General features: G+C 43.6%; 15 protein-coding genes, 1 tRNA gene and 1 pseudogene. 8 read left to right on the top strand and 9 right to left on the bottom strand.

Annotation, left to right across the window (positions count from 1 at the left end):
- Positions 1-9: 9 nt before the first annotated feature.
- The 6 genes from AC07NA_RS06960 to AC07NA_RS06935 form a co-directional block, all read right to left on the bottom strand.
- Positions 10-3,276, bottom strand: coding sequence for a SusC/RagA family TonB-linked outer membrane protein (locus tag AC07NA_RS06960; protein ID WP_494896810.1), 3,267 nt, complete (start codon positions 3,274-3,276; stop codon positions 10-12).
- 208 nt (positions 3,277-3,484) lie between these two features.
- Entirely contained in the window at positions 3,485-4,567 is a 1,083-nt protein-coding gene (locus AC07NA_RS06955; RefSeq protein ID WP_494896808.1) for a FecR family protein, read from the bottom strand.
- A gap of 80 nt (positions 4,568-4,647) precedes the next feature.
- A complete protein-coding gene (locus tag AC07NA_RS06950) occupies positions 4,648-5,220 on the bottom strand; it encodes an RNA polymerase sigma factor (protein WP_494896806.1) in 573 nt (190 codons plus the stop codon).
- Between the two features lie 147 nt (positions 5,221-5,367).
- The gene (locus AC07NA_RS06945) at positions 5,368-7,440 is read right to left on the bottom strand and encodes a six-hairpin glycosidase-like protein (RefSeq protein ID WP_494896805.1); all 2,073 of its coding nucleotides are present in this window, start codon (positions 7,438-7,440) and stop codon (positions 5,368-5,370) included.
- 158 nt (positions 7,441-7,598) lie between these two features.
- Positions 7,599-8,513, bottom strand: coding sequence for a helix-turn-helix domain-containing protein (locus AC07NA_RS06940; RefSeq protein WP_494896804.1), 915 nt, complete (start codon positions 8,511-8,513; stop codon positions 7,599-7,601).
- Between the two features lie 69 nt (positions 8,514-8,582).
- Complete coding sequence (locus tag AC07NA_RS06935; RefSeq protein ID WP_494896802.1) at positions 8,583-9,383, bottom strand: SDR family oxidoreductase; 801 nt, start codon at positions 9,381-9,383, stop codon at positions 8,583-8,585.
- A 596-nt stretch (positions 9,384-9,979) separates the two neighbouring features.
- Here AC07NA_RS06935 and AC07NA_RS06930 point away from each other — a divergent pair.
- The 3 genes from AC07NA_RS06930 (at position 9,980) to AC07NA_RS06920 (ending at position 11,615) form a co-directional block, all read left to right on the top strand.
- Positions 9,980-10,052: transfer RNA gene (locus AC07NA_RS06930), tRNA-Gly, on the top strand.
- A 136-nt stretch (positions 10,053-10,188) separates the two neighbouring features.
- Positions 10,189-10,539, top strand: a complete 351-nt coding sequence (locus tag AC07NA_RS06925) for a hypothetical protein (protein WP_494896801.1) — start codon at positions 10,189-10,191, stop codon at positions 10,537-10,539.
- Positions 10,540-10,607: 68 nt separating this feature from the next.
- Positions 10,608-11,615, top strand: coding sequence for a tetratricopeptide repeat protein (locus AC07NA_RS06920; RefSeq protein ID WP_494896800.1), 1,008 nt, complete (start codon positions 10,608-10,610; stop codon positions 11,613-11,615).
- A gap of 8 nt (positions 11,616-11,623) precedes the next feature.
- Here the strand turns inward: AC07NA_RS06920 and AC07NA_RS06915 are convergent, their stop codons facing one another.
- Positions 11,624-12,781 (bottom strand): DUF3095 domain-containing protein, encoded by a 1,158-nt coding sequence (locus AC07NA_RS06915; protein WP_494896799.1) that lies wholly within the window; start codon positions 12,779-12,781, stop codon positions 11,624-11,626.
- A 157-nt stretch (positions 12,782-12,938) separates the two neighbouring features.
- Here AC07NA_RS06915 and AC07NA_RS06910 point away from each other — a divergent pair, with 157 nt between their 5' ends.
- Entirely contained in the window at positions 12,939-13,559 is a 621-nt protein-coding gene (locus AC07NA_RS06910) for a hypothetical protein (protein ID WP_494896798.1), read from the top strand.
- Here AC07NA_RS06910 and AC07NA_RS06905 read toward each other — a convergent pair.
- Positions 13,556-14,119 carry a Crp/Fnr family transcriptional regulator gene (locus tag AC07NA_RS06905; RefSeq protein WP_494896796.1) on the bottom strand — a complete coding sequence of 188 codons (564 nt, stop codon included), beginning with the start codon at positions 14,117-14,119 and terminating at the stop codon, positions 13,556-13,558. The two genes, AC07NA_RS06910 and AC07NA_RS06905, sit on opposite strands and share 4 nt — an antisense overlap.
- Before the next feature lie 150 nt (positions 14,120-14,269).
- Between AC07NA_RS06905 and AC07NA_RS06900 the strand changes: the two genes are divergently transcribed.
- From AC07NA_RS06900 to treF, 4 genes and pseudogenes are all read left to right on the top strand, one after another.
- Positions 14,270-15,067 (top strand): type 1 glutamine amidotransferase domain-containing protein, encoded by a 798-nt coding sequence (locus tag AC07NA_RS06900; protein WP_494896794.1) that lies wholly within the window; start codon positions 14,270-14,272, stop codon positions 15,065-15,067.
- Positions 15,068-15,298: 231 nt separating this feature from the next.
- Positions 15,299-15,811, top strand: coding sequence for an RNA polymerase sigma factor (locus tag AC07NA_RS06895; RefSeq protein ID WP_494896792.1), 513 nt, complete (start codon positions 15,299-15,301; stop codon positions 15,809-15,811).
- A gap of 4 nt (positions 15,812-15,815) precedes the next feature.
- Positions 15,816-16,472, top strand: a complete 657-nt coding sequence (locus AC07NA_RS06890) for a hypothetical protein (protein WP_494896790.1) — start codon at positions 15,816-15,818, stop codon at positions 16,470-16,472.
- A 408-nt stretch (positions 16,473-16,880) separates the two neighbouring features.
- Positions 16,881-18,485: pseudogene (gene treF / locus AC07NA_RS06885) on the top strand (alpha,alpha-trehalase TreF); the annotation flags it as partial.
- Positions 18,486-18,540: 55 nt separating this feature from the next.
- On the opposite strand, the gene AC07NA_RS06880 reads toward treF, so the two are convergent.
- A complete protein-coding gene (locus AC07NA_RS06880; protein ID WP_494896788.1) occupies positions 18,541-21,003 on the bottom strand; it encodes a glutaminase family protein in 2,463 nt (820 codons plus the stop codon).
- Positions 21,004-21,123 lie beyond the last annotated feature (120 nt).

Here is a 21,123-nt window from a genome sequence, read left to right as displayed (position 1 = left end):
AATTAATTGTTAAAAAGTTAAGTCTAAGCCCATACCGTAAAAAACCGGCACAGGATATCCCCTTGGGCTATTGGCACCCACGGTATTATCCAGGTTGTTGCCAAATTCGGTCCCTTCCGGATCGGTAAACTTTAATGGTGAAACAGTAATTATGTTTTGCGCTGTGAAATATACGCGTGCCCGTTGTAAACCTGCTTTTGACAGCCACTTTTTAGGGAAGCTATAGCCTATCTGCAAATTTTTAAGCCTGCCATAAGCGGCATTAAACAGGTACATATCTGAACCGGTACGGTAGTTATTATTGTTTGAAACCGTTCCGTTTTCGGCCAGGCGCGGATATTTGGCATCGGTGTTCTGCGGTGTCCAGAAATCGCTTGAACTGTCATATATCGTTCCGCCGTAATTGCTGAAGTGATATGGTTCAATCAGCTCGCCACGTATAAAGGCATCACGCTTAAGCACACCTTGTATAAATATGGTAATGTCAAATCCTTTATAGTTCGCGTTGTAATTAAAGCCAAAGTTGTATCGGGGGAACGGGTCGCCAAGCACAAATTTATCCTGCGCGTCAATTTTACCGTCACCGTTCTTGTCAACAAATTTCCAGTCGCCGGGGCCAAGGCCTGTTGTGTAATTTGCAAACCTCGGGTAGCTGTCAACCTCGGCCTGTGTTTGGTATAAGCCATTGGTTTTGTAACCCTGGTAAACAGTGATCGGGTAGCCTACCCTGCGCACAAACTCAAACTCTTCACGTTGAAACACGTTTTCGGTTTGGCCAAAACTGAAAGCCAGCAACTTGCTTTTCGCATCGGCAATACTAAACGTAATGTTTTGCGAATAAGCGCCACGGGTTGAATAGGTAATTTTAGCCTCCCAACCGCGGTTTTGCACCTTTGAAACATTGTAAGACGGGAAGCCCGAACCAAAAATGGTAGGCACATCCTGCCTTGATGCCAATATATCGCGTGTTACCTTGTTAAAGTAATCGAGCCCAACAGTTAGCTTTCCGTTAAAGAAAATACCATCAGCACCAATATCAAAGGTCGCGGCTTTCTCCCATGTAAGATCTCGGTTGGCCAAATTTTGAGTGGAACCGGCTGTTGCTACATTGTTAAAGGTATAAACGTTGGCATTGGTATTATATGAAGATACAAACTGGTATGGGTTAACGTTTTGGCTGCCCAGTATACCATAGTTTGCACGTATACGGATATCGCCAACCTTATCTTTAAAATGGCGCATAAAGTTTTCCTCGGTTAAGCGCCACGAACCTCCAATTGATGGAAAATATCCCCAGCGTTTATTTTTCGGGAAGTTTGATGAAGCATCGGCCCTGAACGTTCCGTCGATAAAATATTTATTGGAGAACGAGTAGGAAACACGGCCAAAATACGAGTTAAGGCTGCTTTCGTTGGTATTGCTTAACGAGTTGTACGAACCATCGTTCGGGTTACCCGGATCGATGATGGTACCGCTTGTAGGCACGCCTAAAAGTGAATCGGTCAGTGATTTGCGCACACCATTACCTTCAGATGTAAAAGACTCATTAGCCACACCAGCCAAAACGTTGATATAATGGTTACCTATGGTTTTAGTATACTCGGCTATGAGGTTGGTATTGGTAGCAAGGGATTTAGCATTGTAATTGGCTGTTTGCCTGCTTGAGTTTGATTCGCCGGTAGGGAAATACTTCAGATCTACCTGGCGCTGCAATTGCGAACCGGCCTTTACCGTACCACCAAATACCGCGCGGATCTTTAAATCAGGCGTTATGGAATAACCCACGTTAAAGGCTCCGTTTATTTCATCATTATTAGTATACCTGTACCCACCCTGGCGCAGCAACGCAAGCGGGTTTGATGTTACGAAACCTGTAACATAACGCCCCTGCGCATCCTGAAAGCTATCAGTTAAAGGCGCACGTATCACATCGCCAACTACATCATTAAACGGTTCGTTAAATTGTATTTTGGCGTAGGTAAGGTTCCACCCGGTACTGAATTTACCCAGTGTTGCCGTTTGATTCAGGCGGAAGTTAAAGCGGCGCAAACCATAGGTGCCGTTCAGCTCGCTTTTTTCAAAATAACTGCGCTGATCAAAATAACCGAACGACATTAAGTAGGTACTGGTTGGCGAACCACCGCTGATACTCACATTCTGGTTATTTTGCGGCGCGTTGTGCATAATGGTTTCCAGTCGCCAGTCACCGTCGCCTTTGGCTTTTATCGCGGCAAGCTGATCATCTGAATACTGAGCCGGCTTGCCAGAGTTAGCCAGTGATAAGTTCTTATCAAGTGCATTATCATAAGCGCTTACCGGGTGAAAGGTAAAATGAGGTACCTGCGTACCATAAATACCATTATAAGTAACGGTAGGTTTAGTGCCCAGCTTACCTTTTTTAGTGGTAACCAATATAACGCCATTGGCCGAACGTGAACCATATATGGCTGCCGAACCGGCATCTTTCAGTACAGATATATTATCAATATCGCTTGGGTTGAGGGTATTGATATCACCGCCTATGATACCGTCTATTACAATCAGCGGATCGTTGTTACCGGTAGTACCCGTACCACGTATATTGATATTGAACGAGCCGCCGCCGGGATTCCAGCCTTTTTGCTGAATGGTTAAGTTAGGTGATTCGCCCTGAAGCGCCTGTATAGCACCTGTAACAGGGCGGCCATCAACAGCCTGCGAGCCCGATACACGATCTACAGCACCGGTTAACGATACCTTTCTGGCTGTACCATAACCAATCACCACTACTTCGTTCAGGTTTTTGTTGGATGACAGCAGGGTTACGGTTAGCGCGGTTTTTCCATCTACCGGTATTTCCTGCGTATCATACCCTACACTGGTGAACACCAGCACGGCATTGCTTTCTACAGTGATAGAAAACTTACCGTTAATATCACTCACTGTTGCCTCCTTGGTTCCTTTTACGGTGATACTCACCCCGGGCAGCGGGCCCTGCGAGTCGGATATTACCCCTTTTACCACTATGGGAGCGGCAACAAGTAAAGGAGCAACGGTTATAAGGCCGTTTTCCTGAACGTTAATTTTAAGGTTTGAATTTGCTATCGCTTTTTCAAGCACCTCAATTACCGCTATGCTATCGGCTTTTAGCGTGATCTGCTTTTTAGGAATATCCTGTTCACTGTATAAAATGCGGATACTCCCCTTTTTCTCCAATACAGAAAACACCTCTTTAAGCGACGCGTTCTTTAAATCTACACTGATTTTCAGTTTTTGAGAGTAACTGTTTGCTGACACCTTAATGCAAATTGCAAAGGTTAAGAATAGGGTCCACTTCAACATTAAGACGAATTTATTGGGGCATAGGACAGCAAATAGAACTTTTTTTAATAGTTCCGTTTTTTTCATAATTTTGGATTTTACGGTTAAAAATTGGATTTAGCAGTTATACTGCTCATGAAGATGAAAGGCAGGGATGTTGGAAGCATTCCTGTCTTTTCTTTTTTCAGTAAATGGTTACGTCATTGTTATCTATTTTAAAGTTAAACTGTTTGATTGTTTGCATTGCTTTTAAGGCTTCGCCAAGCTTTTCATTGGTAAATACACCGGTAAACCTGTAGGCAAGCACTTTGCTATCGCTTACCTTAATTTGAATACCATACCATTTTTCAAGCCTTGGCACCAGTTCTTCAAAAGTTTCATCCTGGATGATCAGCCTGTTCTCTTTCCACGATGTTTCGGTGGTATATTGTTCATCGCCTACCTGTAAGGGCGTAATATTGCCCAGTCTGATGGTGAGGTTACGCACAGGATCAGGATCGGCCGCGGCTTGCTTGGCCGGAACCTTCTGTTCAATAAGGTCAAATTTCTCTGAAGGCTTTAATTTTATTTTGGAGTAGTTTACATTGTTTACCGAAAGTTCGATAGAACCACGAATAAGCGTTGTTGTTGATTTTTCGGCATTAGGGTAAGCTTCCACGTTAAACGCCGTACCTAATACCTTAATAGATATTTTGTCGGTATTTACAATAAAGGGATGCTGTTTATTATGGGTAACATCAAAAAAGGCTTCGCCGACAAGTTTAACGGTACGGGTTTCTTTATTCAGCATATCCCCTTCGTACGATAACTGGCTTTCGGAATTCAGCCAAACCTTAGTACCGTCGGGCAGCTGAAATTGCTTGCGCATGCCTTTGCCTGCCATAATGGTTGTAAAGGCTTTATTTGATGGTGCCCGGTAAACCTTTTGCAGCATTAAACCTATTACTAACAAAAGCGGCAAAATAAGCAACACTAATTTGAGCCTTAAGCTGCCCCTATCCGGCGGAGATAGTAAACCATCATTTTCGGGCGGGGTAAAGTCTAATTCGTCTTTAAAGCGGGCAACATGCTTTTCGTATTGCGAGTTAGTTTTATCGGCTTGTTGTGCAGTATCGGCCGATGGATGCCATAGTTCCTTTAAAAATTCTTCGTAGTAAACAGCGTCATGATGCTTATGAAGAAGATCATTTAATTCCCTTAATTCGTCGGCAGTGGCTTCGCCGGCAATTTTACGGGTGAGTAATAAAGTGATTCGTTCTTCGTACATACAGGCTGTTATAATTGGGTAACTACAACAAGGACAAAAAATATCGCCCTATTCCCTATTCCGCCTGAAAATAAATTTGATTAATATTTTGACAGGTTAAATTCCTGTTTTAAAGCGGCCGTTATTTTGCGTACAGCGGCTACCAAATGCGCGTCTACCGTTTTTACAGAGATATTCAGGATCTCGCCGGCCTCCTTATACGAAAAGCCATCCTCGCGCACCAGTTTAAAAACCAGCTTGCACTTGGCAGGCAAGCCTTCGGTTACCTCCTTTATTTTTTCTTTAAGCTCGGTATACATCAAAATTTGTTCGGGCGAGCGCTCAAACATCGCTAAGTTAACGTCAATATCATCCAGACTGATCAATTTATGGCGGGCCTGCTGTTTTAATACATTTAGAGACAGGTTTTTGGCGATAACAAAGGCGTATACCTTTATATTTTGTACCTCGGTTAACAACTCCTTTTTACGCCAAATGGTGATCATCACATCGCTCGCTACTTCTTCGGCCAGATCTTCCGATTTCAGCAAGGTAAATGCAAATCCCTTAAGGCACGGAAAAAGCGCATTAAATAACCTCCGGTAATCCTGCTCGTTTTTAAAAACGGCAACATTACGCAACAGATCGTTCAACTGATAATCCTTGGAAGTCATGGATTGTTGGTTATTAAATTGGTTTAGCAATCTAAAAAATTAAAATGTAATCTGAAACTTTTTGTAATTTTTTTGTTGCAAAACTTTTATAAACCAAAATTTCAACGAAACAATGCCCTACTAAATTACCGCCCGAATGGTCTATACCTATCTAATCTTTACCGCTATCTGGGTATCGTTCTTAATTAATTGGTCAACAATACTTTTTCCATCCTGAAGAACCCTCAATCTAAGTTTATCTTTCTGACGCTGTAAGCTTATGCTTACGTTAGCATTAAAGGCGCGGATGTTATTTAATTCCAAATGAGTCCACTTCGCTGGCAAATTGGGGCGCAAAAGAAAAGTATTGAAACTTGTAGGTTCAATACCTAACAATCCTTCCGTAAACACGCGGCAATACAAGGCGCTTTCGGCAGAGAGATGAGCCATCCCGTTCTCGGGCCATGCTTCCACCACATAAGGTACACGGAAGCCGGTTAAACGGGTAGTTGAATACGAGGCAAGCCTTTCCAAAGCTCTGTCAGCCGCACCCGCCTTAAAAGCACCTCTAAACGCGTAAAGCGTTCCCCGGTCCCAAAACACCTTCGCGTCACTTTCATTGGGGTTTAATTCGGTAAGCACACCATTTGCCGACCATAATTTATTAAACAAGGCATCCAGGGTGCCATTTTTTCGCTCATTTAAACCCACTACCAAAGGGAGGCATATCCAGCTTCTTAACGTAGTATTTTCCTTATAATATTTGTAGGTATCGAGCCCATCCATTTTTGCCCCGAAGTATTTTTCGATAGCTTGAGATAGTTTTTTTGCACGAGCTTCGTAATCGGCAATTAAAGAAGCCGGCTTACCCATTGCTTTGGCTAACCGCCCGGCCTGAACTAAGGCACCGTAATACAGTGATGATGTTGACAGGTTAGCCGAGCCTGTTGGAAACCGCCCCTCCAGTTCATCACTTTCTGAGGCTACAATTCCATCGGGAGTAACCCGTTTTTTAGTATACTCCAAACACCAGTTAATAAGAGGCCATATTTCCTCAGCTTTTGCCCTGTCACCCTGCGCCAGTAAATAATGGGTTGCCCCATAAGCAATCATCGCCGCGTCGCCACGGTCATTTGCTCCAAAGGGGAAGGTTACATCTAATTCAAATGAGGCCCATATTTTACCACCGTCTTTAGGAATATTTTGTTGGAATATCCGGTAGGCATTCATGGCTGCCTGTGTACCTTTCTGATAACCGAGATAAGGAAAAAACGGGCCGCTATACTCAGCCTGATCATTAGCCCAGATGCCTACGTAGTAATTACCACCGCCCGGTGAATGTACCAAGCCAAGCCGCGACTTGAAAATACTCTCTGCCGCCCTGATCTTTGAAAAATAAAACAAGGTATTTATTACATCATCCGGTGATTTTAAAACGAGGTTATTGGAAACACTGTCCAAAAATAAATTCCGGTTATGCTCTATGTCGGTGAAAGACCTTGCCGGCTCCGGCTCATCGTTTAGCGTAGCTGTGAAGTAAATGCCGAATTCGTATTTTTTGCCGGGCGCAATGTTTACCTCGCGCTGTGCATCGGTAGTTACCTTTCTGTAATAACGGCCATGCCAGCCTGCTTCATCCTGGTTCAGTTCTGTAGCGCCAATGTCCAGCGTTTGTGAGTCTGAACCGGTATTGATCAGCGTCCATTTCTCTACAAAACACCGCTTATCCATAGACGGGAAGAAAGATCTTACTACCCTAATCCCATCCCTTGCTTTAAAATAAAACGCTATTTTACCATTAATACATACCGAATCTAATACACCGGTTTCCAATTTCTTTTTTGCAAGGGTGATCACCGGCAATATATCGTCGCTGTATTCGGACCGCAAATAAGCCCTGTACATCGACTCATTGGATTTGCTGTATTTCCGCAGCTGCGGAAAGATCACATCTCTTATAATTTGTACTTGTTTAGCCTGATCGACTTTATATTTCACAATTCCCGATACCAACAAACCCGACATCTCCATATTATCGTCATGGGGTAATCGCTTCTCATTTAAGATGTTCCAGGTTATTCCGTTACCGGCATTGGTGTGCCAAAAAATTTCATTTTGCTGGCCAAGATCCTGGCTTTTCGCCGGGTTAACAAAACAAAGCAATACACCAATTACCAGGCATGCTGAAATTTTGATTGGCGAAGATTTAATCAGGTTAAAGTTAAAATGGAATAGTGTCATTTTTGGCAGATCATATAAGAGGTGCCCTAAATTAGTAAATCTATCCAAAATCTATTCACCCTTATAGCAGAGCAATATTCGATAGAACAGCAGGTTGCCTTTCCAAGGTACCGGCTTTATACTTGCCATGTTGATACAACATGATTATATCACCATACCTAATTATAGCTTGCCCGGAACTCCAGTGGCGAAAGGTTGGTTTTAGACTTGAACAACTTGCTGAACGATTGCGGATGTTCAAAGCCCAGCTGAAAAGCGATCTCGCCAACAGTGAGATTGCTGATGGTGAGGATCTCTTTGGCTTTCTCGATAATTTTAAGATGGATATGCTGCTGTGTATTATGCCCGGTTAGCGCCCTCAGCATATCGCCGAGATATTTGGGTGAAATGTTCAATTCGCCGGCGAGGTATTGTACCGATGGCAAACCTTTCATGAGCGCGGTTTTATCCCTAAAGTAATTATCCAGCAGCGTATCGAGCCTTTCCAGTAAAATATTGTTGATGGGTTTCCGGGTGATAAACTGACGCTTATAAAATCGCTGGCTATAATTCAACAGTAACTCGATCTGAGAGATCAGCACATCCTGGGTAATATCATCAATGGCTGTTTCCAGTTCGTCGCCGATGTTTTTACCAATAGCGCTGATAACGGCCCTTTCCTTTCCCGAAAGGTGCAGGGTTTCGTTCACCGAGTAGGCAAAAAAGCCGTAAGTTTTAATTTTAGCATCCAGCGGGTAGTGGCGCAGAAAATCAGGATGAATAAGAAGTGTAAAGCCCGGACCCGCGGCGGCCGATTCTACAGGTTTTAACGGTTGGCCCGGCGCGGTAAAGAACATACCGCCCTCCTTAAAATCGTAAATGGTTTGCCCGTATTTCATCCGGCAGCCCGAAACCTCGTTATAAGTAATGCAATAAAAATTCATCACAAAGGGATCGGCCAGCATTTCGGCAGTAACTTCTACTTTAGAAAAGTCGAGCAGGCTGATCAGCGGATGTAAAGGTTGCGGCAGGCCAAATACACGTTGCAGCTCGCTGATCGTGTTAAACACCCTTACTTTATTTTTCAATTCCATAATACTCACGTAAATAACTGCCGGTAAATATGGTTAAAGATATTTACCGGCAATGTAAAATTTGGTTGCCTACAAGGCATCAAACATTTGTTTTATCCTTACACGGAATGCCTCATCGCCTTCTGCCAAACGTTGCGCGTAAAGGTTTTTGGCATCGTCGCCGCAAACATAGCGCAGGGTATTTTTGCCATCGGTAGCCGCCTCGTAAACCACTTCGGCAATTTGCTCCGGAGTTGAAATATACTCTGCCCCTGTCATTATTTTTGTAAACTTGTTCATGAGGGTTTCGTATGCCGGGTGCCCTACAAATACCGCACGGCTGCCAATATCAGTAGCTACCATACCGGGTTCTATGGTTTTAATGCCTATCCCCTGCTCATTCAATTCGTAGGATAAGCTCTCGCTCCAGCCCTCTATTGCCCATTTACTGGCATCATACATTGAACTAACCGGGAAACCCATTAAGCCCGCAGAAGAGCCATTGGTGATGAACAGCCCGGACTTTTTCTCGCGGAAATAAGGAATAAATGCCTGCGTAACGCGGATCACTCCCAGGAAGTTGGTTTCCATCTGCGCCACTATCTGTTCATCCGTATTAGCTTCCAAAGGGCCAAGTAACACGTAACCCGCATTGTTAAACACCACATCTATATCACCCAGTTCAAGCGCCTTCTGAGTAGTTTCCCTGATCTGCGCCAGGTTAGTTACATCCAACGGCAGTAAAGTCACATTTTCCAGCAGGTTGAGTTCCTGTTCATTCTCCGGCTTGCGCATAGTGGCAATTACCTTCCATCCTTTATCTGCAAATAGTTTAGCAGTAGCTTTACCAATACCTGATGAGGCGCCGGTAATAAAAATTGTTTTTGTCATTTCCTTTTTGTGATATTATGAAATGCAAATTTGCGCGAACGTTGCCGCTCCCATGTGCCGAAAGCGGAGCAACTTGTAGCCAAAATGATAAGTAGGATCAATGATAAACCAGTTGGGAGGCAAATCGAACTTCGGATTGTCAGAATGTTTATTTTCGACAAAAACATGGTAAATGTGCTTGACAACATTTCGAAGAAATTGCGATGGTTTTATGTATTCAAGAATCCCATTTGTATTAAAAATAGTATCTCAATTAGCAGAGCGCTTAAATCTTTCTGAAAAAGTTCAAAAAAATCTCATTACAGGTGCAAATTAATTTCCTTGGCAATCAGTTACTTTGGGGAAATAACCTCCAAAAACAATTGATTTTGCCTAATTAATCTAACTTAACAATTGCAAAACAAAAAGATAATCCTATCTTTGCATCGTTAAAAAAACGCTCCTAAATAAGGATAGCAAATAGCACTAAAATAAGTGCATCTGATTTTTAATCAGGAATAAAGAATTGAACATCAAGCCATTACAGCAAAAACTTCAATTCCCGCTCTAAGTACAGAGCAAAAAGTTTGCTAAATTATAGGATCTGTTTTCACCAAGCGAAAGTAGCTCAGTTGGTAGAGCACGACCTTGCCAAGGTCGGGGTCGCGAGTTCGAATCTCGTCTTTCGCTCTTAAATCCCTTTCTCTACGGAGAAGGGTTTTTTTGTTTTGTAGCCATTCCATCCCCCCTTCCGTGCGGCCGAACATTTTCAAACCAAGAGCGTTAATAGAAAATGAAGTTACTCTTTCAGCTGTCTATTTTTTTGTTGCTGATTATACCGGCATCGGTAAAGGCTCAAAAAGCTTATGATGCCGTTGCTTACAGAGCAACTCTAAAAGGCAAAACGGTAAAATTCATCTTAGCGGATGGTTATTTGGCAGCCTCGAAAATCACGATCAGCAAGGGGAAAATGCAGAAGGCTATTGTCTTTTTACCTGAAAACGCCGTGCCGGATGAGGGCGGCAAACTAAAGTTTACACAAGCGTCTTTACCTTCAGAATATTTTATTGCAGATGGCTTGCAGGAGTCTCTTGAAAACCTCCCGGCAATAATAAAAGCAAACTACCACACGCAGGGTAAGGTTATAAGCGTTCAATTTAAAAAGAGTGAGCATTAATATGGGTATAGCAAATTTGTTAGTGCGTATTAAACTGTAGTGATTACCTTAGTGCATCATCATATTTTATGAAATCTATTTTCAAGATCGTATCAACTATTTTATTTTTTGCCCTTTCACGGGGCGCTTTGGCACAGGATGTAAATTCCCTGTTAAAAGAAGGTATTGAGCTTAATAATGCACGTAATTATACAGGCGCTATCGAGAAATATAAGGCAGCACTTGCGCTGGAACCTGCCAATATCAACGCTAATTACCAGATGGCTTTTAGCCTGAATGCATCAGGAAAAGGCAGCGACGCCCTGCCCTACCTGCAAAAGGTTGTAGAGGGCAATGCATCGGCCAATATCATGGCGGCATCCTACGGTTTAATGGGCAGCATTTACGACAAATTATCGCAGGCGCAAAAATCTGTTGACAGCTATAAACTGGCCATTAAAACCGATTCAACCGATCATTCCACGTATTACAACCTCGGGTTGGCCTATTTCCGTAATCGCCAGTATACTGAAGCTGAGCAAAGCGCTATCGCGGCCATCGGCCTAAAGCCCGATCACGCAGCCAGCATACGCTTATACGCTTTGGTTACCTTTCATCAAAACAAAAGGATGCCGGCCTTACTGGCACTGTGCCACTTTTTATGGCTCGAACCTACGGGTGCAAAAAGCGATGAGGCTTATACCAACCTGCAAAGCATATTAAAGGGAGGTGAGTTAAAAGCAGGCCAAACATCGGGCACTGTAAGTGCCGATACACGCGAACTTAACCAGACCATAACCACGGCTGTAGCCGGTGCAAATAATAAGAAATACCCCACGCCTGCCACATTATTAAGTGAGCAGTTGAAGGCAATATTTACAGCGGCAGGCAATTTGGCTAAAAAACAAACAGGGGGCAGCATCTTATATACCAAACTGATGAACCGCTATTACAAACTGGCGCAAACAGGCAATATGCCCGCGTTTGCCAATTACATCAGCCAGGCTAATGATAAAGGTGCCGCGGCCTTTGTTAAAACGAAATCCGCCTCCATCACTGCGCTTGATACTTGGGTTAAAGAGCAAGGGGATTTATAAAAAGTCGATTATTGTATAGCCTTGATCTTGGCTTTCAAAACAGTGGCAGCCTTGGTATAGCCACCCTCAGCACCATCTACAAAATGGATATGGCCGTCCTCCAGATCGCGCACGTAGCACGACATGATAGAAGCGCCGCTTACATGCAATCCATAATAAATATCGCCCTGTTTTTCCATTCCGTCGAGTATGGCCTGTAACTCGGCACGTTGCTCTTTGGTGCCCGATATTACGGTATTGATCTTACCATCGATCACCAGCGTGTCCGACATTTCAACCAGTCGGTTCAGGTAGTCCTTTCCCTTTTCGGTACGGAACCATACGTAACTATACAGGTTAATAGCCCATGTTTTAACCAGTTCGAAGAATTTTATTTTACCCAGCCGTGCCCGCATTTCGCTCCCCAGCCTGTTAAAGGTCGATTTAAATTTGAGCTTACCTACTGATATAGGCTGTCGCTTTTTGGCGCTGCCGTAAATATCATCTATCTGCCGCATCACCTCGCAAAACACGGTAGACTGCGCCGCGCTGTTGCGGGCAATAACCAAGAGGGTAACCACTTCATCTTTATTTTCGGGCGGAGGTATTTTATCCCAGCGGCATTGCATGCCGGTAAGGTCGGGCTCTTCGGTAAGATCACTATCCAACCCAAGCATGTAACCTTCGCCTTTAATTATACTTTCGGCATAATTCAATCCATCGCCCAATACAATGGGGATCGGAAAGCTATCGGCCAGGCAAAACTTGCATATCTGAAGCGAATAACCGGCCTCGTATACATCGGCGACCCGCACAGTGCCAATACGCAGGTTCAAGCTAAAGTTATCCATGGTTTGCTGTTTATATTGCAACAGCGCAGGCATGGCCTTGTCAACCAGTTCGGGCGGTAATATAAATGTGGCACCATCGCCCCCAAAAAAGAACGGAACAGCCATACCAGCCTTGTAAGCAAGGTTAAGCACAGTAACAATGCTGCCGGTTGCCACCATGTTCACGTTTTGGTGCAACCCATCCTGCACGGCAAGGGTTGAACTTTTAATATCAGTAATGATAATGCGCCAGTCGGCAGGTACCTGGTGAAATAAATCAGCCGTAACCAATAGCTCGGTAAGCGGCAATTTACTAACCGGTAAGGCGGCATAAAACTGATCGGTATGGGTTGGCATATAGTGGTATAAACGCTTTGCACCAAAATACTGTTTTTATAGCAATATGGTTTTACTGAATAATAATTAACGCTTGCTTTAATGTTGATTCAGTTCGTGATTTACTATCGCTAAATAGATAAGTGATCTATCAGTTTTTAATGGTAAATAGCAACCTATGTTATCACCTAAAAAACCACAGCTTAGCAATAAGCTGACATTATCACATCTCTATCATTGGCAGCATCGGTATAAAAATCACGGGTTGGTATTGCTGATTACGTTTGCTACGCTGTTGACAGCCTGTTCGAGTTTAAAAGCCCCTCATCGGGATGGACTGGTTGACTTGAAAGCCCCTCGGTTATTGGGCAGCTATCCTGTAGTAACGCGTCAGGAAAATGCCCTAAATCTCCCATCAAACAATGTAATTTGGAATTACTTTTTGAAAGAGCCCGATATTGATTCGACAGAAGTAAAGCAGGCGACACATTTTACGCTGGAAATGGCAGACCCTAAAACTGTCAAAGCATCTTTATACAATGGCAATCATTTACTTAAAACACGGCTGGTGAAAGGCAAATTAAAAAATGGTTATTTCAGGTTAAAGCACCGGCTTAAATGGCAAGGCATCCCCATCATTTACTGGGGACTAAGCTCGGAGAAAACACAGTTCGGCATTGGCAGTGAGCAGCAGCTATATATCGATCATTCTTCAACCCGTAACGGCGGCATATTAATTATTATTTCGGGCACGCCTGATGTTACTGTCAGTTCAACTATACTGCCCTATAAACCTTAAAGGCTCAAGCGGCTCAAAGTTTCGCGCGTCACACCTAAATACGATGCTATTAACGCCTTGGGGATACGTTGGACTAACGATGGATATTGTTCTAAAAATTCTTTATAACGGGCATGAGCGTCATTGTTTAGCAAGGATAATATACGCTGCTGCAAACTAACGTACCCGGCGTTATTTTTCACTCTCAAAAAGTGCTCTATTTTATGCGATTCGACACAGAGCTGTTGTTTGCTTTCGGCGGAGATGGCCAGTAGTTCCGCGTCTTCTATACAGTCGATATTAAAAGTGGCCGGTGTTTGCTTACTCAGGGCTTTGTAGTCTGATGTCCACCAGTTTTCCATGGCAAACTGAATGATGTGCTCCTTGCCCTGCTCGTTCAGGAACGACGATTTTAGCAAGCCGCTTATCACAAAATGATCATTATTAACCATATTACCGGCCTGCACCACAAACTGGTGCTTTTTATAACGTTTGTAAGTGAAGAAGGAAAGCACATGATCAAACTCGGCATCGGTTAACGATATTATTTCTTCTAAATGCTGCCTTAATACAATGCTCATAGCCGGTTTAATTACAAGGTACAAAGTAAATACTTTTATTGACGATAAACAGCATTAACGCCCGACTGATGTGATGTACCTCACACAAATTTGTTGATCTACATCCTTGTATTAAGCCTGCAATTAGTGCCAATTTTGAATAAAAAAGAAATGAAAACTAAAGCAAATATTTTATTGACATTGGTACTATCGTTTGTTGTTGTAAGCAATAGCGCTAAAGCCAATACCACCCTAACTAAAACCGAAATGAACACATTAAAATCAAAAAAAGTATTGATAGTGGTTACCTCATTCAGCGATGTAGCCCCCGGTAAAAAAACCGGCATTTGGCTGGAAGAACTGGCCACACCATATTACATGCTTACTGCCGCCGGGGTTGAAGTAACCATTGCTTCGCCAAAAGGCGATCAGGCACCTATTGATCCAAAGAGTGTTCAGCCTGAATACAGCACACTTTCTGTTAAAAAGTTTTTAGCTGATGCTACCGCGCAGGACAAACTTATGCATACAACAACTTTAAATGAGGTTAATGCTAAGGATTACGATGCCATCTTTTATCCGGGAGGCCATGGTCCGATGTGGGATCTGCCGGAGAATAAAACATCCATCGACCTGATAGAAACTTTTTACAACACCGGTAAGCCCGTAGCACTTGTTTGCCATGCCCCGGCAGCGTTAAAAAATGTAAAAGCTAAAAACGGCGACTTCTTAGTTAAAGGCAAAAAGGTGGCGGGCTTTACCAATAGCGAAGAGGTGGCGGGCGGTACTACCGATGTGATTCCGTTTTCGTTAGAAGATATGCTGAAACAAAGCGGCGCTGTTTACCAAAAAGGTGACGACTGGAAACCGTTTATAACTACCGATGGCTTGCTCATCACCGGTCAAAACCCGGCCTCGGCAGAATTGGTTGCCGATAAAATACTTGAACTACTGAACGTAGCCAAATAATAATTTTTGTTTAGAGGATGATTGGCCCTTTCCGATTTTTCGGGAGGGCTTTTTTTAATTCAAAAATTAAAAGTCAAAATTCAAAAAATATTTCCCGCTCTTTAATCCTGATTCTTAACTCCTGATTCTCCTTTTTAATTTTGAATTTTAACTTTTGAATTAAATTCCTTTGTGACATTTTAGTTATCCGTACGAATAATTGTGTATAAATTGATAAACGCATGTACAACAATGGATACGCTTAACCGGGACGAACTCTTTTTATCGGTAATTGAACAGCATAAGGGATTGATCTACAAGATTGCCAACTCCTTTAAAAAGGACGACGACGATAAAAAAGATCTGATACAGGAGATCATCCTGCAGCTATGGCGGAGTTTTGAAAGTTATGATGCCCGCAGCAAAATATCTACCTGGATGTATCGTGTGGCGCTCAATGTGGCTATAGACTCGTACCGGAAAGAGAAAAAGAAGAACGAGCACATACAGCCGCTACCCGATAACATTATTGCTTTTAGCGATGTCGGTAATGACGACGACCAAACCAACGTTCAACTCAATCTTTTACAGCAGTTCATCAGCGAATTAAAGGAACTCGACCGCGCGTTGATGCTGCTTTACCTCGAAGAAAAAAGCGGAAAGGAAATAGCAGAGATACTGGGTTTGTCTGAAACCAACATCCGCACCAAAATAAACCGGATCAAAGAACAACTAAAACAAAAATTTTCAAAAATTAAAGCTTAACACAATGGAAGAACTGGACATAAAACAACTTTGGCACGCGTATGATGCCAAACTGGAAAGATCGCTGCAACTCAATCATAAAATAATTAAGGATATGCAAACCCAAAAGGCCGAAAGCAAGATCAACGCGTTCCACCGCCAATTGATATTGGGGGTAGTACTGGGTACACTTTGGCTGGTAATTTTAGGCCTCGCCGTGTTTGATCACCTCGGGAATATATACTTCGTTATTTCGGCAAGCTTTATCATTTTCTTTAACCTGTACGCGGTGATAAAATACGCGCAGCATGCAGGTCAGCTAAATAATATCGACCTCAATGGTAACATTACCCAGGCACAGGAAAAGCTGGCCGCTATACAACTATCAGGTATTGATGTGGGGCGAATACTCATATTACAAACGCCATTTTATTGCACCTTTTGGTATAACGACACATTGGTTGCCCATGCAGGCACCACCTTTTGGCTGATCCAGTTGATAGTGGTATCCTTATTTGTAATACTATCTGTAGCCGCCTATCGCCTGCTCAATTACCGCAAGGCCCGCCGTACCTGGGTAAAAAACATGATAAAAAGTTTTGGCGGTACGGAGTTAAGTAAGGCTATTGATTTTTTAGATGAAATAAAGGACTATAAAACCGACCATGAGCAGGGGGTGTAATTATTGCGAAGAAAAAACGGGGGCAATGTGCGATTCCCTCCCCTGGTGAGGGTGGAGGGAGGGGTTTCATAGCCGTTTATGCAATACTGGAGAAAACCCCTCCCTGCCACTACACTTCCCAACGCACCCCTCCCCAAGGAGGGAAGTGAAAAACCTTCCTAAAACCATTTTAACTTCTGCTCCGTTTTGTCACTGTACAATAGGCTTGGGGCGTAAGTATTGCGAGGGAAAAGCGGGGCATGTGCGATTCCCTCCCTTGGGAGGGTGGAGGGAGGGGTTTCATAGCCGTTTATGTAATACTGGAGAAAACCCCTCCCTGCCACCACGGTTCCCGACGCACCCCTCCCCGAGGAGGGAAGTAAAAAAACCTCCTAAAAACCATTACCCTAAACACCTGTTACTTCAACAACCAATACATTGTTTATGAAGTACAGGTTATTGATCATCGCGTTTGTTATATTATTTAGTGCCTGCAAACAAGGCGGCACGGGCACTACTAATACCAAAGAAACACTTAAAAAAAGTTCGCCACGGGAGCTTTTTCCGGAACTGTTTGAGGCGGTACAATCGTCGGGGATATTTCCGGATAGTAAAACTTTTACCGATTACACACCTAAACGGAGCCCTGCCGATATAATTAAAGATTACAGAGCCCAAAAAGATAAACCCGGCTTTAAATTAAAGGCTTTTGTGGCGCATAATTTCGGTTTGCCCGCAACCGCTGCAAACAAATACAAAAGCGGAAAAGAAAGTGTTGAAGCGCATATTGAACAGCTGTGGGATGTACTTGCCCGGAAGACCGACAAATATGACGCTTCAAGCTCGCTGATTAGTTTGCCAAACCCGTACATAGTACCCGGTGGGCGTTTCAGGGAAGTATATTACTGGGATTCGTACTTTACCATGCTGGGGCTTAAGCAAAGCGGCAGGGTGAGCATGATCGAAGATATGGTGAACAATTTTGCCTGGCTCATTCGCAATTATGGTTTCATTCCTAATGGTAACCGCACTTACTATCTTACGCGTTCGCAGCCACCCTATTTTTCGCTGATGGTGCAGTTGCTGATGCAAAGCAAGCCTAATAAAGCCGATTCTGTTTTAACCGCCAATAAAGACGCGCTTGAAAAAGAGTACCGTTTTTGGATGGATGATAAAAAAACCAACGTAATGGTATCGGCACACGTAGTGCATTTACCGGGCGGAGCGGTACTCAACCGCTTTTACGATAGCGGCGACTGGCCTCGTGAAGAAGCCTATACCGAGGATATTGCCACAGCTGCGGCAAGCGGCAGGGCAAAGCCCGAAGTTTACCGCCAGTTACGTTCAGGTGCCGAATCGGGATGGGATTTTAGCAGCCGCTGGTTTGCCGATGGAGAAACGCTTAAAACCATCAGCACTACAGATATTGTACCTGTAGATCTCAATTGCCTGCTTTATAACCTCGAACTTTTACTGGCCTATGCCGCGCAGCTCGATAACAATGAGAAAGCCTGCGGCGATCTTACAGCGAAAGCCGAAAAACGCAAACAGGCCATTATTAAATATTGCTGGGATGCCAAAACCGGCTGGTACCGCGATTATAACTGGAAACAAGCCAAGCAAAGCACTCAATTAACACTGGCCGGTGTTTATCCGCTATTTTTCAAGATAGCATCGCAGGAGCAGTCGGGATTGATGGCTAAGGTGTTGCAGAAAAGATTTTTGAAACCCGGCGGCTTGGTTACCACCCTCGCATTCACTCATCAGCAATGGGATGCGCCAAATGGTTGGGCGCCTTTGCAGTGGGTAGCCATTGAGGGATTGAAGAATTATCAGCAGCAGGCTTTATCTAATGAAATAGCATCTCGCTGGAGCCGTACCAACATTAGGGTGTTTAAGCAAACCGGTAAACTGCTGGAAAAATACAATGTAATTGATACCACGCTGATAGCTGGAGGCGGCGAATACCCTACACAAGATGGCTTCGGCTGGACGAACGGGGTGCTCATCAGCATACTCAAACAAAAGCCATAAAACAGAAAGCGCCGCCAATATAATTACCAGCGGCGCTTTTCTTTAAATCGTTAAATTACTTTTTAGCTGTTTGCTTATCGTACAGCATCTTCATAAAATAACCGCCGATAACGCTACGGGCCTGAAAGCCTGTTTGTTTACCGTTAGTAGTTTCGTGCCAGTCGCTCAGTGGTACGCGGGTGCTGGTTTCTAAGGCGTATTTGTATACAGGCTGAATCAATGCTTCAAACTCTTTTTGAGTTGGTGCAAAGGTAGCGGTCCACAATATCCAGTCAGATTTGGTGTATGTTTTGCGGCTATCTAAAGGCAAACCGTATTCGTTTTGCTTGCTCAGGTAGTATTTGGTTTCTGTATCATATACCGATTGCGGGAACAGGTTTAAGCCTAAAACTTTATCCCAAACCAGGTTATACTTTTGGCTCCAGGTGCCTTTATTTTCGAAAGTAAGGGTATAGTGGTCACCATCGCCTGCCAGTTGCATCCATTTACCAACCATGCCTTTAGCAATTTCGCGGTATTTGGCAGCGGTTTGTTTTTCGCCAAGGGCATCGGCCAGTTGCGCGTAGCAGCCAATACCAACAATAGCTTTAACCGATAAGTTTGCATTACGAGCCAGGTGACCGGCAAAATCGTCGGTACATAACTGGTTAGCCGGGTCAAAGCCTTCTTCGGTAAGGTAATTTACCCAGGTGCTCAGGGTTTTCCAGTGTTTGCGGGCATACTCAGGATTGCCCTGCGCTTTGGCAATAGCCGCCACCAGGATGATCATATTACCCGATTCTTCAACCGGCATACCTTCGCCGTAAGTTTGGCCGTTGGCATGCGGATAGGTACCTAAATCGTGCGCCGCGAAGTTCTTATCAAACTTACCGCTTTCGCTAAAGTAGAAGATACCATTAAGCATCCCTTGCAACAATTCGGGATTGTAAACGAGGTACAGCGGGGCAGATGGATAGGTAACGTCAACCGTATTGATGAAACCACCGCTAAAGTTCTCTTTTGATAACCAAAGGATTTCGCCTTGCGGACTTTTAACCAGTTGGTGTGCTGCTATACTTTGACGGTAAGCCAATACGCACAATTCGGCATAATCTTTACCGCCCGATTTTAAAGCTTGGGCATACATGCTTTTGTTAAACGTCGCGCATTTTTGCAATACCGAAGCATAACCTGTAGCAGCCTTGGTAAGCTGGCTCTCAATGGTTTCTTTGCCCGATAAATTCCACCATGGCCTTAAATTGGTTTTGAAGTATTGGATAGAATAAATATCATCGTACCCTAACTCAATAAATTTAGATACCGGTGCCGCCCCTACCTTTGTAAAAGGCACAACAGTGTTTAACGCCAACTTTTTACCTTGTGATGCAGTTGATACCACACTACCTTTACGGAAAGCGCCGATAGCTTCTTTTTCAGATGTGATGAACTGGGTAGCGCCTGCCGATTTTGGCGCGGCTACATAAACATAACCCCAGTCTATCCGCATATCGTCGCCTTTCTTTTTCAAAATGGGCTGCTCAACGCTGCCTGCTTTTAGGATAGAAAGATTGGCGGTAGCATATTTTTTAGCGGTAACCTCCTGCGATGATTTATTAACCGCGATATCAGTTGACGCGCTTAAGTATACCTTAACATTGTGCGTTTTGCCATCGTTAGCCTTTACTTTATAGGCGATGTATGAAACCGGCCTTGACAATAAAGACAGGTCATTCATCAGCAATGGCGAAGTAAAAGTTACATCCAGATCAACCTTGCCTGCTTTAAAGCTGTAAATGGTTTGCGTAGCGTTGATGCTTACATTGGTTTGATCGGCCACCGATATCGGCTTATCGGCACTTGGCTTTTCTTTATCAACCAGACCAATATCGGCACGTGCGCCGCCGCCTGTATTTGCTACGTGCATAGCCAATACGTTTTGGCCTGCTTTAAGCTTAGCTTTATCAATCGGGATCAGGCCGTAATCGTTAGTTACACCTACTTTTGAGTAGAGTGCTTCGCCGTTTAAAAACACCTCCACATCATCATCATGAGATAGCTTTAAAAGCAATTTATTGATGTCTTCGGTTTTGGCGAGAGTAAACGTTCTGCGGAACCAGATATCTTTTGTTTTCCATAAGATCTTATCCAGCCCTTCGGTATCCCCAATTGGCGATGCGCCTTTTTTCCAGCCTGTGGCAGGGTATTGCGCTGCTTTCCAGTCGCCCTCGGGTTTGGTTTCGGTATAAGTAACCTCGTACGATTTTTCGTCGGATGCAGGCAAAATAGTTTTGTAATATTCGGGCTCCTTACCTAAAAAGCGGTAAATGGTGCCGTCAACATTAATTAAACCGATAAGCGATTGGTTTGAGCCTGTCCAGTGGGTAGTAGTAGCATCGGTAAGCTTGTTGGCGGTTGACCAGATACTGAAATACGGGTTGTGCGTAATTAAAGGATAGGCCGGTGCCTTGCGGTCCTGACCCGAGGCATAATGAAAACTTGTTAGGAATAATGCAATCCCGAATAGCAGGTTTTTTCTCATGAATGTGAAAATTTTAAATTTTGGTTAATTGTATTGTCGAATTATGGCATCAATGCACTATTGTTTTACACTGCACAGAATAATCCATTAAATAAACGCAATTTAATGCTAAAAGCATTT

The sequence above is a fragment of the Mucilaginibacter sp. GW821-FHT07G05 genome, assembly GCF_059418565.1.
The sequence above is the reverse complement of the archived record's forward strand: the minus strand, read 5'-3'. Positions and strand labels throughout refer to the sequence as shown.

What these genes read in the sequence shown, in the direction of transcription:
- AC07NA_RS06955 (WP_494896808.1), bottom strand. Translation starts at nt 4,567, where the DNA reads ATGTACGAAGAACGAATCACTTTATTACTCACCCGTAAAATTGCCGGC.
- AC07NA_RS06880 (WP_494896788.1), bottom strand. Translation starts at nt 21,003, where the DNA reads ATGAGAAAAAACCTGCTATTCGGGATTGCATTATTCCTAACAAGTTTT.
- AC07NA_RS06915 (WP_494896799.1), bottom strand. Translation starts at nt 12,781, where the DNA reads ATGCCAACCCATACCGATCAGTTTTATGCCGCCTTACCGGTTAGTAAA.
- AC07NA_RS06900 (WP_494896794.1), top strand. Translation starts at nt 14,270, where the DNA reads ATGAAAACTAAAGCAAATATTTTATTGACATTGGTACTATCGTTTGTT.
- AC07NA_RS06910 (WP_494896798.1), top strand. Translation starts at nt 12,939, where the DNA reads ATGTTATCACCTAAAAAACCACAGCTTAGCAATAAGCTGACATTATCA.
- AC07NA_RS06890 (WP_494896790.1), top strand. Translation starts at nt 15,816, where the DNA reads ATGGAAGAACTGGACATAAAACAACTTTGGCACGCGTATGATGCCAAA.
- AC07NA_RS06905 (WP_494896796.1), bottom strand. Translation starts at nt 14,119, where the DNA reads ATGAGCATTGTATTAAGGCAGCATTTAGAAGAAATAATATCGTTAACC.
- AC07NA_RS06895 (WP_494896792.1), top strand. Translation starts at nt 15,299, where the DNA reads ATGGATACGCTTAACCGGGACGAACTCTTTTTATCGGTAATTGAACAG.
- AC07NA_RS06950 (WP_494896806.1), bottom strand. Translation starts at nt 5,220, where the DNA reads ATGACTTCCAAGGATTATCAGTTGAACGATCTGTTGCGTAATGTTGCC.
- AC07NA_RS06935 (WP_494896802.1), bottom strand. Translation starts at nt 9,383, where the DNA reads ATGACAAAAACAATTTTTATTACCGGCGCCTCATCAGGTATTGGTAAA.
- AC07NA_RS06945 (WP_494896805.1), bottom strand. Translation starts at nt 7,440, where the DNA reads ATGACACTATTCCATTTTAACTTTAACCTGATTAAATCTTCGCCAATC.
- AC07NA_RS06940 (WP_494896804.1), bottom strand. Translation starts at nt 8,513, where the DNA reads ATGGAATTGAAAAATAAAGTAAGGGTGTTTAACACGATCAGCGAGCTG.
- AC07NA_RS06920 (WP_494896800.1), top strand. Translation starts at nt 10,608, where the DNA reads ATGAAATCTATTTTCAAGATCGTATCAACTATTTTATTTTTTGCCCTT.